This is a genomic window from Nonomuraea sp. NPDC000554, from assembly GCF_040300065.1.
Lineage (GTDB): Bacteria > Actinomycetota > Actinomycetes > Streptosporangiales > Streptosporangiaceae > Nonomuraea.
This window is the reverse complement of record NZ_JBEPDC010000028.1, coordinates 132,928-146,442: the sequence shown is the minus strand read 5'-3', so window position 1 is coordinate 146,442 and position 13,515 is coordinate 132,928. Positions and strand designations below refer to the sequence as shown.

General features: G+C 70.7%; 16 protein-coding genes and 1 pseudogene. 7 read left to right on the top strand and 10 right to left on the bottom strand.

The window, feature by feature from the left end; all coding sequences use genetic code 11:
• Positions 1-91 precede the first annotated feature (91 nt).
• Positions 92-313: a hypothetical protein gene (locus ABT294_RS39455; protein ID WP_350811550.1), complete on the bottom strand. Its 222-nt coding sequence runs from the start codon at positions 311-313 to the stop codon at positions 92-94.
• 40 nt (positions 314-353) lie between these two features.
• A complete protein-coding gene (locus ABT294_RS39450; protein WP_350811549.1) occupies positions 354-815 on the bottom strand; it encodes an ATP-binding protein in 462 nt (153 codons plus the stop codon).
• 133 nt (positions 816-948) lie between these two features.
• Between ABT294_RS39450 and ABT294_RS39445 the strand changes: the two genes are divergently transcribed.
• Together ABT294_RS39445 and ABT294_RS39440 are read left to right on the top strand one after the other, a co-directional pair.
• Positions 949-1,728, top strand: a complete 780-nt coding sequence (locus tag ABT294_RS39445; RefSeq protein ID WP_350811548.1) for a helix-turn-helix domain-containing protein — start codon at positions 949-951, stop codon at positions 1,726-1,728.
• Entirely contained in the window at positions 1,719-1,976 is a 258-nt protein-coding gene (locus ABT294_RS39440) for a DUF397 domain-containing protein (protein WP_350811547.1), read from the top strand. Before ABT294_RS39445 ends, ABT294_RS39440 begins: the two co-directional genes overlap by 10 nt.
• Positions 1,977-2,049: 73 nt before the next feature.
• Here the strand turns inward: ABT294_RS39440 and ABT294_RS39435 are convergent, their stop codons facing one another.
• A complete protein-coding gene (locus ABT294_RS39435) occupies positions 2,050-2,646 on the bottom strand; it encodes an MBL fold metallo-hydrolase (RefSeq protein ID WP_350811546.1) in 597 nt (198 codons plus the stop codon).
• A gap of 75 nt (positions 2,647-2,721) precedes the next feature.
• Here ABT294_RS39435 and ABT294_RS39430 point away from each other — a divergent pair, with 75 nt between their 5' ends.
• Positions 2,722-3,135 (top strand): TIGR03668 family PPOX class F420-dependent oxidoreductase, encoded by a 414-nt coding sequence (locus tag ABT294_RS39430; protein WP_350811545.1) that lies wholly within the window; start codon positions 2,722-2,724, stop codon positions 3,133-3,135.
• A 90-nt stretch (positions 3,136-3,225) separates the two neighbouring features.
• Entirely contained in the window at positions 3,226-4,707 is a 1,482-nt protein-coding gene (locus ABT294_RS39425; RefSeq protein ID WP_350811544.1) for a cobyric acid synthase, read from the top strand.
• On the opposite strand, the gene ABT294_RS39420 is transcribed toward ABT294_RS39425, so the two are convergent.
• A complete protein-coding gene (locus tag ABT294_RS39420; protein WP_350811543.1) occupies positions 4,699-5,517 on the bottom strand; it encodes a patatin-like phospholipase family protein in 819 nt (272 codons plus the stop codon). The genes ABT294_RS39425 and ABT294_RS39420 overlap by 9 nt on opposite strands.
• Before the next feature lie 174 nt (positions 5,518-5,691).
• Here ABT294_RS39420 and ABT294_RS39415 point away from each other — a divergent pair, with 174 nt between their 5' ends.
• Positions 5,692-5,868: a zinc ribbon domain-containing protein gene (locus tag ABT294_RS39415; protein ID WP_350811542.1), complete on the top strand. Its 177-nt coding sequence runs from the start codon at positions 5,692-5,694 to the stop codon at positions 5,866-5,868.
• Positions 5,869-5,876: 8 nt separating this feature from the next.
• On the opposite strand, the gene ABT294_RS39410 is transcribed toward ABT294_RS39415, so the two are convergent.
• From ABT294_RS39410 to ABT294_RS39395, 4 genes and pseudogenes are all read right to left on the bottom strand, one after another.
• On the bottom strand, positions 5,877-6,497 hold the full coding sequence (locus ABT294_RS39410) for a LysE family translocator (RefSeq protein WP_350811541.1): 621 nt from the start codon (positions 6,495-6,497) through the stop codon (positions 5,877-5,879).
• Positions 6,498-6,591: 94 nt separating this feature from the next.
• A pseudogene (locus ABT294_RS39405) lies at positions 6,592-7,538 on the bottom strand (quinone oxidoreductase family protein).
• An 8-nt stretch (positions 7,539-7,546) separates the two neighbouring features.
• Positions 7,547-8,425: a hypothetical protein gene (locus ABT294_RS39400; RefSeq protein WP_350811540.1), complete on the bottom strand. Its 879-nt coding sequence runs from the start codon at positions 8,423-8,425 to the stop codon at positions 7,547-7,549.
• Positions 8,426-8,536: 111 nt separating this feature from the next.
• Positions 8,537-9,289, bottom strand: a complete 753-nt coding sequence (locus ABT294_RS39395; protein WP_350811539.1) for a MerR family transcriptional regulator — start codon at positions 9,287-9,289, stop codon at positions 8,537-8,539.
• 523 nt (positions 9,290-9,812) lie between these two features.
• Here ABT294_RS39395 and ABT294_RS39390 point away from each other — a divergent pair.
• Entirely contained in the window at positions 9,813-10,466 is a 654-nt protein-coding gene (locus tag ABT294_RS39390) for a maleylpyruvate isomerase family mycothiol-dependent enzyme (protein ID WP_350811538.1), read from the top strand.
• A gap of 28 nt (positions 10,467-10,494) precedes the next feature.
• Here ABT294_RS39390 and ABT294_RS39385 read toward each other — a convergent pair whose 3' ends face one another.
• A complete protein-coding gene (locus tag ABT294_RS39385) occupies positions 10,495-11,367 on the bottom strand; it encodes a Vgb family protein (protein WP_350811537.1) in 873 nt (290 codons plus the stop codon).
• Positions 11,368-11,482: 115 nt separating this feature from the next.
• Here ABT294_RS39385 and ABT294_RS39380 point away from each other — a divergent pair, with 115 nt between their 5' ends.
• Complete coding sequence (locus ABT294_RS39380) at positions 11,483-12,070, top strand: TetR/AcrR family transcriptional regulator (RefSeq protein WP_350811536.1); 588 nt, start codon at positions 11,483-11,485, stop codon at positions 12,068-12,070.
• Positions 12,071-12,157: 87 nt separating this feature from the next.
• On the opposite strand, the gene ABT294_RS39375 is transcribed toward ABT294_RS39380, so the two are convergent.
• The gene (locus tag ABT294_RS39375; RefSeq protein ID WP_350811535.1) at positions 12,158-13,435 is read right to left on the bottom strand and encodes a glycosyltransferase; all 1,278 of its coding nucleotides are present in this window, start codon (positions 13,433-13,435) and stop codon (positions 12,158-12,160) included.
• Between the last annotated feature and the right edge of the window lie 80 nt (positions 13,436-13,515).

Below are 13,515 nucleotides of genomic sequence, written 5' to 3'. Positions count from 1 at the left end.
TCGGGGCGAGCAACATCAAGAGGGCCGGGCTGGTCCTCCGAGACGCCAGCGCGGCGTAGCGAGAAGCCCCCTCGTTTACGAGGGGGAGGAGTCACAAATAGCCTTCGAATCCGGGAGGGCAGTGCGAGGTGCGGGCGACGTAGCCCCTTCTGTGTCCCGAGGTGTCGGGGCCGTAGGTCAGGCAGAGGCCGGTGGAGACGTTTCTGACCACGTGGCCTTTGCCGGCGGCCAGTGCCTCTGACGCGGCCGGGGTGAGGGCGGCTACGACGGTGGCTCCGACGGCCACAAATGCGATCTTTATCCGTCTTTTCATGGGCCGGAATGCTATCTCGATCATTTCGCTCGTACGGCGATCACGGCCACGCGATGAGCTGGAACCAGACGGACTTGCCGTAGGGGGTCAGAGTCCAGCCCCAGTCGTGGGAGAAGGTCTGGACGATGGCGAGACCTCGGCCGCGGATGTCGAGGTGGCTCGCCCGGCGTAGGCGGGGGAGTGCGACGCAGGTGTCGTGGACGTCCACGACGATCAACTCCTGCTCGCGGCTGACGGAGATGCGGATGGCGCTCGCCGTCGGTTCGCCCGCGGGCGTGTGCGCGAGGGCGTTGGTGACCAGCTCGGACGTCAGGAGTTCGGCGACCTCCGGGACGTCCGGCGCCGCGTCCCAGTCGGCGGCCACGTCGCGGACGAACCGCCGGGCGGATGCCAGGCATTTCCCGTTGCGCGGAATCCATTTCTCGCCGAGAAGGGGGACGAGCCGGTCCGGGGCGTTCCGGCATTCGGCGAGCGCCGCACGGGCCTTGAGTGCCTCTTTCATCGATGTTTCTCCCCGCCTCGGATTTCCGGGCTCCAGAGTGCCGTGTCGCAACTACCCTCAGTAGTGACTTCGTCACCAAGGCGGTGTTTTGAAGGCCGCGTCCGTGTCGTTGAACTCCGGCAAAGGGGGCGTTGTGGGTGATTTCTACTCGCCGCAGGCGATATGGGGCAGGGAGCTGCGGCACTACCGGCAGGAGGCGGGGCTGACGCAGGCGCAGCTCGCCGAGAAGATCCACTTCAGCGAGTCGCTGATCAGCGGGGTGGAGACCGGCCAGCTTCCGGCCAGTCCGGAGTTCGCCCGGTGCTGCGACGACGTGCTCGTCACGGGAGGCGCCCTCCAGCGGCTTCTCGACTGGCGACGGGGCCAGGTATATCCCTCCTGGTTCGGGAAGTGGCGTGACAAGGAACAAATGGCGACCACGCTCCGGACCTATCAACCGCTCCTGATCCCCGGCCTCCTCCAGACCGAGGCGTACGCGCGTGTGCTGCTGCGCGGCAATGAGACGGCAGTGTCCGGCCGGTTGAACCGGCAGCTCATCCTCACCCGAGAGGACCCCGCGCCGCCGTGCCTCCGATGCGTGATCGACGAGGCGGTCCTGCACCGGCCGATCGGCGGGCCGGAGGTGATGCGTGAGCAGCTCTGTCGCCTGGTCTCGATGATCGGCCCCCGGCTGAGCGTGCAGGTTCTCCCACACGGGATGCACTCCGGCCTGCTGGGCGGTTTCGTCCTGGCTACCCTGGCTGATGGAGCCGACGTACTGTATGCGGAGACGGCCGTCCGAGGGATCACCACCAGCGACCGGGACGACGTCAGCGCGGCGGTCGAGCGCTTCGAGGCCATTCGCACCGAGGCGTTGCCGCTGAACATGTCCATTGATCTCATCACGGAAGCGGCGGAGGAAAGATGGACCTGAGCAACGCGCGGTGGCGTAAGTCAAGCTTCTCCGGCGACAACGGCGGCGACTGTGTCGAGTTCGCGGAGTTGACCGGCCTCGGTCAAACGGCAGGCCCCGTCGAAGGTCTGGAGCACAAGGCCGGGCATGACAGGTTGGTCGCCGTCCGTGACTCGAAGGACCCCGACGGGCCCAAGCTGTTCTTCACCCCGGCAGAGTGGAACGCCTTCCTCGACGGCGCGAAGGCCGACGAGTTCGATCTCAGGTAGAGCGCGCAGGCCCCTCGGTCGTACGGCCCGGTTGCCGGTGGCCGAGGGGACATGACCGCCTCAACGACCCATCTCAGGCCGATTCGCCGGGCGTCAGATACCGGTAGCCGCTGTCGGTCTCCTCGGCGAGCCAGCCGTTGACGCTGCTGAGGCCGCGATCGTTGAGTTGGGCGTCGTGGATCGCGAACGCCCGCTGCGGCTTGATCGCGTTGACGAAGTCGATCGCCTCCGCCATCTTCATCCACGATCCCTGGGCCGGAACCAGGAGCGTCTCGATCGGCTGCTCGGGGACGTGCAGCGAGTCGCCGGGGTGGTAGAGCGCCTCGTCGATGAGGTAGCCGAGGTTCGCGCAGTCGGGTTGGCCGCCGTAGATGAACGCGTGTCGCCCGCCGACCGCCCGTACGCGGAAGCCGGCGGCGGTGAACTCCTCGCCGGAGGACACCCCGGTGACGTCCAGCCGTGGAATGTCCGCATCGGCAGGGGCGTAGACCGGCACGCCGAGCCCGGCCAACCGGAGGACGTCGACGTGATCGGCGTGCTCGTGGGTCACCAGCACGGCGTCGGCGCCGGTCAGGGCGGCCGGCTCGCTCCAGGTGCCGGGATCGATGACCAGCACCCGGCCGTCGTGTTCGAGCCGTACACACGCGTGGGTGTACTTCATGATCCGCATGACGTCCCAAGGTACGCCCGCCGCACCGCGCACCCGCAATCGTGGCCGGCCGGGATATGCGGGAAGGGGGAGAGCATGGACGTTGAGCGGGCTCGGGAGATGTTCGGTGGCGAGCGGGTCGCCCGGCTCGCCACCGCCGACGCAGAGGGGACGCCGCATCTGGTGCCCGTCGCGTTCGCCGTGCGCGCCGACCGGGTGGTGACGGCGATCGACCACAAGCCCAAGACGACCGCCGACCTGCGGCGGCTGCGGAACATCCGGGCGAATCCCAAGGTCAGCCTGCTGGCCGACCACTACGAGGACGACTGGACGCGGTTGTGGTGGGTGCGTGCCGACGGGCCGGCCCGCGTGGTGGAGGACGGCCCGGAGCGCGAGTCGGCGCTCGACTGGCTGGCCGGCAAGTACGACCAGTATCGAAGGCGCCGCCCGGAGGGGCCGGTGATCGTCGTGGACGTGGTCCGCTGGTCCGGGTGGGCGTACTCGGGATAGCCCGACGGCGGCGTGCATGGTGGATGCCGCTGGGCGCACTCGGGACAGCCCGACGGCGGCGTGTGTCGTGGATGCCGCTACGGTGGCCCGGTGAAGGGTGCGTTGCTGGTCGCGGGGACCACGTCCGATGCGGGGAAGAGCGTGGTCACGGCGGGCATCTGCCGGTGGCTGGCCCGCCGGGGTGTCCGGGTGGCGCCGTTCAAGGCGCAGAACATGTCGCTCAACTCGTACGTCACCGCCGACGGCGCCGAGATCGGACGCGCCCAGGCCGTGCAGGCGCAGGCCGCCGGGGTCGAGCCGGTCGCGGACATGAACCCGATCCTCCTCAAACCGGGCAGCGACCGCCGTAGCCAGGTCGTCCTGATGGGGCGGCCGGTCGCCGACGTCGACGCCATGGAGTACGGCGAGCTGCGGGACCTGCTGCGCGCGTCCGCGCTCGACGCGTTCGGCAGGCTGCGCGAGGCGTACGACGTGGTGGTCTGCGAGGGCGCGGGCAGCCCTGCCGAGATCAACCTACGCAGGGGCGACCTGGCGAACATGGGGCTGGCCAGGGCGGCGAACCTGCCCGTGATCGTGGTCGGTGACATCGACAGGGGCGGCGTGTTCGCCGCGTTCTACGGCACGGTAGGCCTCCTGGACGAAGCCGACCAATCGCTTATTTCAGGATTCGTCGTTAACAAGTTCCGGGGCGCGCGGGAACTCCTGGAACCCGGCCTGGACCAGCTCCGCCGCCTGACCGGCCGCGAGGTCTACGGCGTCCTGCCCTGGCTGGACGGCCTCTGGCTGGACGTCGAGGACTCCCTCGCGCTCGACAGCCGTACCGTCCCGACCCGCAGACCGCACGGCAGGCAGACGCTCCGGGTCGCGGTGGCCAGGCTGCCGCGCATCTCCAACTTCACCGACCTGGACGCGCTGGCCGCCGAGCCGGGCGTGCACGTCCGCTTCGCCACGGACCCGGTCGAACTGGACGACGCCGACCTGGTGGTGCTGCCGGGCTCCCGGGCCACGGTGTCGGACCTGCGCTGGCTGCGCGAGAGCGGCCTGGCCGCCGCGCTGAGCGCCCGCGAGCGGCCGGTCCTCGGCATCTGCGGCGGCTTCCAGATGCTCGGACGCGAGATCGTGGACGAGGTGGAGTCCGGCGCCGGCCGGGTCGACGGGCTCGGCCTGCTACCGGTGCGGGTCGAGTTCGCCAAGGAGAAGACGCTCTCCCGGCCGCTCGGCCACGCCTACGGGCACCCGGTGCGGGCGTACGAGATCCACCACGGGGTCACCACCGTCGAGGGCGGCGAGCCGTTCCTTGACGGCTGCCGCGCGGGGAACGTCTGGGGGACCACCTGGCACGGCGCCCTGGAGAACGACGCGTTCCGCCGCGCCTTCCTGCGGGACGTGGCCGAGCGTGCCGGGCGCGACTTCGTCCCCGCCCCCGGCACGGACTTCGCCCGGCTGCGCGAGGAACGCCTCGACGCCCTGGGCGACCTGGTCGAACGGCACCTCGACACCGACGCGCTGCTGCGGCTCATCGAGCACGGCCCGCCCGCCGTGCCGATCCTCCCGCCCGGAGCCCTAGCCTGAATCGGATCCGGTCCGCAGATATCGGGCAGAGGCCTGGTAGGCGCGTTCGATGTGGCGCGCGGTCTGCGACACATCCCGGTACCGCAGCGGCGACACCGCCTCGGTGGCCCCCGACGGCAGCACGTGCACTTCCACGCCGGGCGGCAGGGTGGCCATCTCCTCGGCGAACCGGTGCCTGCGCGCGATCTCGAACGCCACCATGCCCACCTCCCACGGCCGCCGGGGCGCGGCAAGAGGGCGCTCGATCCGTCCGACATGCAGGACGTAGAGCCGTTTCGCGCCGAGCCGCACCGCGCGCCCGACCGGGATGCTGTGCACCAGCCCGCCGTCGAAGTAGTGCTCGCCGCCGATCGCGACAGGCGGCAGCAGCCCCGGCACCGCGCACGACGCCAGGACCGCGTCGACCAGCGGGCCGCTGGTGAACCAGTGCCCGCTCGCCCGCTCCACCGAGGCCGCCACGCACTGGAACGGCACCGCCAGGTCCTCGATCAGCGACACCGGCACCATCTCGTCGAGCAGTGCGCGCAGCGGGCCCGCCGGGTGCAGGTGGGTGCCGGTCTTGGCCAGGGTGGAGATCCGGCTGACCCAGGAACCGGCGAACGCGGTGCGCACCACGTCCGAACGCCACAGCGAGCTGAGTATGCGCACGGCGTCGGCGGGCGCGGCGGCGATCAGCGCGCCGTTCAGCGCGCCGACGGACGTTCCCACCACCAGGTCGGGCTCGATCCCCGCCTCGTGGAGGGCCTGCAGCATGCCCACCTCGTACGCGCCGAGCACGCCACCGCCACCCAGGACGAACGCGGTCTCCACGCCAGCACGCTACCCTCGCTGCCGGTTCCGGCACGCGACCCGCCCCTCAGGCTGCCGAGCCCGCCGGGCGACGTGATCAGGCCGACCGGCGGAACGGTGCGCGCCGGCCTGGCCGTGGCGCCGATGACGTCTCCGGAGCGGAACTCTGGCCGAGCGTTCACCCGTTGTCGTGACATGACGAGACCGCAGCTCCTCTGCCCCCTCTGCCACGGCACCGAGTTCCAGCAGGAAGAGGGCCGACTCGACAGCAAATGGGGCGTCACCTCCCACCGCATGACCCTGATGATCTGCAAGCGCTGCCGGTACATCCTCCACTTCTACGACAAGCACTCGATCTTCGACTTCGACTGACCGTCCGATCAGTCCTGGAACGCCAGCCGGAGACCGAAGGCGACGATGACCACGCCCGTGACCCGGTCCAGCCCGCGCCGCACCGCGGGGGAGCGCAGGAGGCCGCCCATCAGGGACGCGAACCCGACCAGCACCGCGCTCCACACCAGGGCCTCGGCCACGTGCACGCCCGCCAGCAGCAGCCCCATCGCCGCGTGCGGCGCCCCGGACGGGATGAACTGCGGCAACATCGCCACGTAGAACGCGCCGACCTTGGGGTTGAGCAGGTTCGTCAGCAGCCCCCGCCGGAAGCCCGTGCCGAATCCCGCCGCCCGCTCGTCCGCCGGTGTCTCGTGCCCGTCCGATCTGGTCAGGAGCATCCGCGCGCCCATCCACACCAGATAGGCGGCGCCCGCCCACCGCAGGACGTCGTAGGCGACCTGCGAAGCCGCCAGCAACGTGGACAGGCCCACCGCCGTCAGCAGTCCCCAGGCGAGGGTGCCCAACTGGATCCCCAGCACGACGCCCCAAGCCGGACGCCTACCGGCCAGCAGCGACGTCCGCAGGATGAGCGCCGTGTCCAGCCCGGGGGTGACGGTGAGCAAGGCGACAACGGCGGCGAATGACCAGATTGAGGAGGTTACGTCCACGCGCCAGAAGCCTAACCACCCACTGGCCACGCACCCACGCCACCCCGGGACGTTCGGCCGCTTCGCCGCCCAGCCGCTCTGTAGCCGTCCGGGGTTACGGGATGAGCAGCAGCTTGCCCGTGGTGCGGCGGGCGGCCAGGTCCTCCTGGGCCTGCCCGGCCTGCGCCAGCGGGTAGCGACGCGAGATGTTGATCTTCAGATCTCCGGACGCGATCCACCCGAACAGGTCCGACGCCCGCCAGAGCAGCTCGTCGCGGTCGGCGATGTAGTGGACCAGCGTCGGACGGGTCAGGAAGAGCGAACCGCCCTTGTTGAGCCGCTGCGGATCGACCGGCGGCACCGGCCCGCTCGCCGCCCCGTACAGCGCCATCAGGCCGCGTGGCCTGAGCGCCTCGAGGCTGCCGTCGAACGTGGCGGCCCCACGCCGTCGTAGACGACGTCGATCTGGTGGCGCAGCTTGCCGGCGAAGTCCTCGTAGCTCAGCACCTCGTCGGCGCCCGCCTCACGGGCGATCTTCGCCTTCTCCTCGCTGGAGACGGTGGTGTGCACGGTGGCGCCCCTGAGCTTGGCGAGCTGGATGAGGAGCTGCCCCATCCCTCCGGCGCCGGCGTGGACGAGCACGTTGTCGCCCGGCTTCACCTCGTGCGTGGAGTGGGTCAGATAGTGCGCGGTCATCCCCTGGAGCATCGTGGCGGCCGCCAGCTCGGCCGTCACCCCGTCAGGCACCGGCACCGCCCGCCCGGCCGGGATCACGGCCTTCTCGGCGTAGCTCCCGAGCACGTTGGCCCACGCCACCGTGTCGCCGACCGCGACGTCCGACACCCCCTTGCCCACGGCGGACACGACGCCCGCCCCTTCGGACCCGATCGGGCTGGGCAGGGGCAGCTGGTACGCCCCCGAGCGGTGGTAGACGTCGATGAAGTTCACGCCGCTGGCGGCGACGTCGACCACGACCTCCCCTTCTCCCGGCACCGGGTCGGGACGCTCCACGTATTCGAGAACCTCTGGGCCGCCCTGGGCGGAGATGACAATGGCACGCATGCCCCTAGTCAACCTCGACCCCCGGCAGCTGATTCCACCGGCCCGTCTCCGTGCGCGTGCTGCCGGCGGGGGCGCATCGCGGCGAGGACGGTTGCGGGGTCGTCGGCGAAGAAGCGGATCGTGCGGGCCTCGGCGCGGCTGCCGAGGGGCCGCACGGCCGTGATCGGTTCGGTCAGCTCCAGGATCAGGTTCGTCTGGGACGCCACCGCCACGGCCAGCCGATCGCCGTCGACCTTGACCGTGCCGCTCTCGTTGAAGTTGCGGACGTGCCGCACCCTGGCGATCCGCTCGCGCGGGACGCGCAGGTCGAAGAACGCGCCGTAGCGGATACGCACCTCGTCGTCCGAGACGACGTGCGGACGGGTGACGCAGGCCGCGATGACCGCGAGCACGATCAGGACCGTGTAGGCGTCGGCGACCAGGACCACGGCACGCAGGCCGACCGGCGCGCCGAACGCCCGCAGCAGGACCTCCGCGCCCACCAGCTCCACGACCATCGCGCCCAGGAAGATCATCATCGTGAGGGTCTGCGCGCGCGAGTAGGAGACGGCGGTGGCGTCGGCGGGCACGCCGTGGCGGCGACGGGCGACCCACAGGGCGAGGCTGATCATGCCCTTCAGGTCGAACCCCATGATCCGTCGCACCTGCTCGGGAACCAGCTCCTCATAGGCCGCGCGCAACGCCGTCCGGCGGTCCGCGCCACCCCGGCGGGCGGCCCGGAACAGCCGGTACGCGGTCATCGCCTCCAGGACGAGCACCGCAACGACGGCCGCCTCGGCCACCGCGACCACGGGGAGCGGCAGCGACACACCGGACACGAGCAGGACCGCGAGCACCAGCTCCGCGGGGACCGTGGCGAACAGCGCGGCACGCGCGACCCTCAACATCACCTTCGCTCCTTCAACGGGAAGACCTCGGCCTGGGCGGCGGGCAGCCTCGCCATCACCTTCGCTCCTTCAACGGGAAGACCTCGGCCTGCGCGGTGGGCAGCCTCGCCATCACCTTCGCTCCTTCAGCTGGGCCACGAGCAGCTGGAAGACCTCGGCCTGGGCGGCGGGCAGCTCCCGCAACAGCTCCACCAGCCACTGACCGGTGCCGGTGTCGTCGAGGCTCGCGATCATCGCCGAGACCATCTCGTCGGGAAGGTGGGTCGCGAGGTCACGGGCGACCACGGCGACGCGCGGATCTCCGGGGTCGGCGTCGGCGAGCTCGTCCAGCCGGGCGATGAGGGCGTGCCCCCGCGCGTACGCCTCAGGCTCGGTGAGCGGGCGCAACAGATCGGCGAACTCGGCTCGGTCGGCCGGGTCGGTCACGCTGGCGACCAGGGTCAGCAGCTCGCGGTCGAGTTCGGCGAACGTCGAGCTCCCGGTGGGGAGGCCGCGCAGCACCTCCGCCATGTCGGGCGACACCGTCGAGTCGGGATGCAGGTCCGCCTCCGCCAGCAGAGCCGCCAGCCGGGCCCTTCTGGCGGCGATCGCCGCCTGCTCCCTGGCCAGGTCGGCGTCCAGCTCCAGAAGCATCTCCCGCAGTTCCCGGCCCTGGTCGTCGGCGAGGACGTCGCGGATCTCGTCGAGGGACAGGCCCAGTTCGGCCAGCCGGCGCACGCGGGCGAGCGCCACCGCGTCGCGCAGCCGGTACTCCCGGTAGCCGTTGGCCAGCCGTTCGGGCTCGGGGAGAAGCCCCAGATGGTGGTAGTGGCGCACGGTCCGGGTGGACACCCCGACCAGCGTCGCGAGTTCGCCGATCCTCATGCCCTCATTGGACACGTTGACGCCACGTCAAGGTCAAGCCGATCGATTCCGGCTCCCTCGACTGCTCAGAAAGGGAGTCAGGGGTGCCGTAGCTCTCGGGGGCACCAATGGGTGCCGATCCCTGCTGCGTCTGTAATGAGTCTGAATTCCCGCCAGATGTAATAGCGGTTCATCGGGATTCCGTCTTCGCGACGGAAGATGTGTGCGGTGTCTTCTCCTCAGCGCCGCCAGCGCGGCCACCACGGAGGGCGAAAAGGGTCTGTGATAAGGATGTCGATGCTGATGGTGGCCTTATAGCTGGCTCGGTCGACGGTTCCTTTGGTGTTGTACATGGAGATCGCGCGTTTGGCGACACGGGGTCGGGTCCGGATGCGCTGTTTCTTGGATCAGGGACGCGGGAGCGATTCATCGCCGATCGGGACAGTGATCGTGAGCACTGACGGCCCCGAAGGTTGGGGCTCCAGCAGTCTCAATAGCCTACGGAGACGCACTCGGTTTCGGGCGACGTCGACAGGAGGCTGAGATGAACCGCGATGAGGTATGGCAGGCGATCGATCATGAGCGGTCCAGCCTCGCGGACCTTCTCGACGATCTCTCTGACCGGGAATGGGAGGTCGCATCCCTGTGCTCAGGCTGGCGGGTGCGTGACGTCGCCGCCCACCTGACCCTTGCCCAGATGGGTGTCGCGCAGGTGGCGCGTGAGCTGCTGAAGGCACGTGGAGATATCAACCGTATGCTTCACGACACCGCCATCCGGCAGGCCGAGATACCCTTGCACGAGATCAGCGCCCTGTTGCGGGGCATGGTGGGCACTAGGAGAAAGGCTCCCGGCGGCCAGCCACTCCTGGACATTCTCGTTCATGGCCAAGACCTTGCGATCCCCCTCGGACGAGACCGTCCCATGCCGGTGAGAGCAGCGGCCTTCTCCGCAACCCGGCTCTGGAATCTGGGATGGCCCTTCACGATGGGGTGGTCATTCCGTGCGCGGCAGGAGCTGAATGGACTCGAACTCGCGGCCACCGACTGCTCCTGGTCCGTGGGACACGGTCAGCGTGTTGAAGGTTCCATCGCGGCGATACTCCTGTTGCTGAACGGACGAATGGCCGCTCTGTCAAGCCTGTCCGGCCCAGGCATGGCCGAACTGCGCGTCCGCCTGTCACCGGCCACCCAGCCCTAGATCCAATGCCGTCGCCGGGGCTCGGCGGTCAGCCGATTCTGGCGAGGGCCCCGGCTTCCAGGGCGACCCAGATCGCGCCGTCGGGGCCGACCGTGAGCCCGTGCGGCTCGGCCGGTTTCGGCGGGCCGGAGGGGGCCGGGGGTGCCGGGAGGGGATGCTCCTCGATGGCGCCGCCGGTGGTGATGCGGCCGACGCGGTTGGCGGCCCATTCGGTGAACCAGAGGGCGTCGTCGGGGCCGCTGATGATGGCGTGCGGGCGGGAGGACCGGTCGGGGAGGGGGAATTCGGTGATCTTTCCGGACGTGTCTATCCGGCCGATCTGGCCCGCGCCGATCTCCACGAACCACAGCGCACCGTCAGGCCCGGAGGTGATGCCCACGGGGGCGGCGCCCTCGGTGGGCAGCGGATGGATCGTGACCTCGCCCGACAGGGTGACGCGCCCGATGGCGTTGCCCTGGTTGACGGTGAACCAGAGGGCGTCGTCGGGGCCCACCGTGATGGCCGATGGCATGCCGCCCTCCGGAGGCACCTGGAAGCCGGTGATCGCCCCGTCAGGGCCGACGCGCCCGACGCGGTCGGCCTGGAGCTGGGTGAACCACATCGCGCCGTCGGGCCCGGCGGTGATGCCGTAGGGCGCGCTGACCTCGTACGAGGTCACCTCGCCCGATGCGGTGATGCGCCCGACCCGGCCGCCCTGGAACTCGGTGAACCACATCGCCCCGTCGGGACCGGGCGTGATCACGGTGGGCCCGCCGTCGGCCGGGGTGAGCTGATGCAGGACGGGGGCCTCACCCGGGATGACCCTGCCGACCCGCCCCTCGTGCACCAGAGTGAACCACAGGCCGCCGTCGGGGCCGGTGGCGATGCCGTACGGTGAGCCGCCCGGGATGTCGATCAACATAGGTGCCCCCTGAAATCTCTGACTCCACGCCGCTGAACCAGGATGGAGCTCCAATCGCAACTGTTGTAGCGTTAGTCTGGCACCAGAAGGGCGACTAACGCAACTGGAGTAGTGTTTGGAGACGAGCAAGCGTCCCGGCGGGCGCAGCGCGCGGGTGCGCGACGCCGTCCGGCAGGCCACGATCGCGGAGCTGGCCGAGCACGGCTACGGCGGGCTGACGGTCGAGAACGTGGCAGAGCGGTCAGGCGTCCACAAGACGACCGTCTACCGGCGCTGGGGCAGCGTGGAGGGGCTGATCTCCGACGCGCTGGAGCTGGCCCGTGACGAGCCGTGGCCGGTGCCCGACACCGGCACGATCGAGGGCGATCTGCGGGGCGTCGCCCGGTTGGTGCGCAACGGGTTCGACGACCCGGAGCTGGGCCCGGTGTCGTCGGCGTTCGTCGCGGCGGCCGCCCAGCACCCCGACGCCGCGCGGGCGCTGCACGACTTCTTCGTGGCCCGCCACGACCAGGCCGCGGCCGTCGTGCGTCGCGCGATCACCCGTGGCGAGCTGCCCGACACGGTGGACGTCCGTGAGGTGATCAGGGTCGCGGTCGCGCCCGTCTACTACCGGCTGTTCGTCGCGTACGAGCCGGTGACCGAGCGCGACGCCGACCGGGCGGCCGACGCGGCACTGGCCGCGGCCCGCGCCGGAATCCTTTAGACCTCGCGTGGTTCGAGCCGCGCTACCGGTCCGCCGCTACCGGCGGCTGAATCGAGGCGCGGTTCGAGCCGCGCTGTCGGTCCGCCGCTACCGGCGGCCGAACCGGGGAGGGAGCCGGTCGAGCGTCTCGATGACGCGGGCGGGGCCGTCCTCCGCGCCGACGCGCCCGGCCAGCTCGGCGGCCCGCTGCCGGTAGGCGGGGTCGGTCACGGCCTGGCGTACCAGGTCACCGAGACGCTCGGCCGACAGCTCGTTCATCGGGACGTACCCCGGGCTGACCCCCAGCCCCGCCAGGCGGCGCGACCAGAACGGCGCGTCACCCATGATCGGCACGGGTACGGCCGGAACGCCCGCGCGGACACCCGCGCCCGCCGTGCCCGCTCCCGCGTGGTGGACCACGGCGGCCATCCGGGGGAACAGCCACTCGTGCGGCGTGTCGCCGATGGCCAGCACGTCGTCGCCCATCGCCGACAGCTCCGACCAGCCCGCCTGGACCACCGCCCGCGTCCCCGCGCGGCGCATGGCGGCGGAGATGGTCTCGGTGAGTTCCGCCGTGTCGCGCCGGGTGATGCTGCCGAAGCCGATGAACACCGGCGGCGGCCCGGCCTCCAGGAAGTCGGTCAGCTCGCGCGGTGGCCGCCAGTCCTCGCGGGCCGGCGGCCACCAGTAGCCGACCACCTCCACGCCGGGACGCCAGTCGGCCGGGCGCGGCACGACCTGGGGGCTGTAGCCGTGCAGGATCGTCCAGTTCTCGTCTTCGACCGTCCGCCTGCGCACCTCGCTGAGCCCCGTCTGCGGCAGGCCGAGCTGCTGCTGGAAGGACCTGATCGGGGCGTCGAGCGGGGTCCTGACGTGGCTGGTGACCCCCATCGCGAGGCTGGGAAGGTGGCGGTTGCCCCACCTGCCGAGGAAGCGTACGTCGAACGACGGCAGCGCGAAGTCGGCCGTCGGGACGCTGGGGAACAGTTCCAGGCCCACCGCCGGGATGCCCATGGCCCCCGCCGCCAGGTAGCCGTGCCACAGGGCGGTGCGGTGCAGCAGCAGCACGTCGGCGCCCTCGGCGGCCGAGACGACCCCCTTGCCGGTCTCCTCCAGCAGCCGCATGCCCATCTGGATGTTGGTCTTCATGGCGCGCAACGTCCCGGTGCCGCGCCCCTGCCACCTCTGGCCGTCCTCGGACCCGAGCATGGCCCGCGTGTCGCCAGGGACGAGGCGGAACTCGCAGCCCACCTCGCGGACGAGGCCGGCGAAGCTCTCCTGTGCGGCTATCGCCACATCGTGCCCCGCCGCCTTCAGGCGGGCTCCGAGGCCGGTGTAAGGGGCGACGTCTCCACGGGATCCGCCGGTGATGATGACGACTTTCATCGGCTCGCTACGCCTCCAGACGCGTTGGTGGGCAAGGCGATGGGCTGCTGGGCGGAACGGATGCGCCGCATGCGCGTCCC

Coding starts and splice junctions, on each gene's coding strand:
- ABT294_RS39455 (WP_350811550.1), bottom strand. CDS start 313: ATGAAAAGACGGATAAAGATCGCATTTGTGGCCGTCGGAGCCACCGTC.
- ABT294_RS39450 (WP_350811549.1), bottom strand. CDS start 815: ATGAAAGAGGCACTCAAGGCCCGTGCGGCGCTCGCCGAATGCCGGAAC.
- ABT294_RS39440 (WP_350811547.1), top strand. CDS start 1,719: ATGGACCTGAGCAACGCGCGGTGGCGTAAGTCAAGCTTCTCCGGCGAC.
- ABT294_RS39435 (WP_350811546.1), bottom strand. CDS start 2,646: ATGCGGATCATGAAGTACACCCACGCGTGTGTACGGCTCGAACACGAC.
- ABT294_RS39430 (WP_350811545.1), top strand. CDS start 2,722: ATGGACGTTGAGCGGGCTCGGGAGATGTTCGGTGGCGAGCGGGTCGCC.
- ABT294_RS39415 (WP_350811542.1), top strand. CDS start 5,692: ATGACGAGACCGCAGCTCCTCTGCCCCCTCTGCCACGGCACCGAGTTC.
- ABT294_RS39400 (WP_350811540.1), bottom strand. CDS start 8,425: ATGTTGAGGGTCGCGCGTGCCGCGCTGTTCGCCACGGTCCCCGCGGAG.
- ABT294_RS39395 (WP_350811539.1), bottom strand. CDS start 9,289: ATGAGGATCGGCGAACTCGCGACGCTGGTCGGGGTGTCCACCCGGACC.
- ABT294_RS39390 (WP_350811538.1), top strand. CDS start 9,813: ATGAACCGCGATGAGGTATGGCAGGCGATCGATCATGAGCGGTCCAGC.
- ABT294_RS39385 (WP_350811537.1), bottom strand. CDS start 11,367: ATGTTGATCGACATCCCGGGCGGCTCACCGTACGGCATCGCCACCGGC.
- ABT294_RS39375 (WP_350811535.1), bottom strand. CDS start 13,435: ATGAAAGTCGTCATCATCACCGGCGGATCCCGTGGAGACGTCGCCCCT.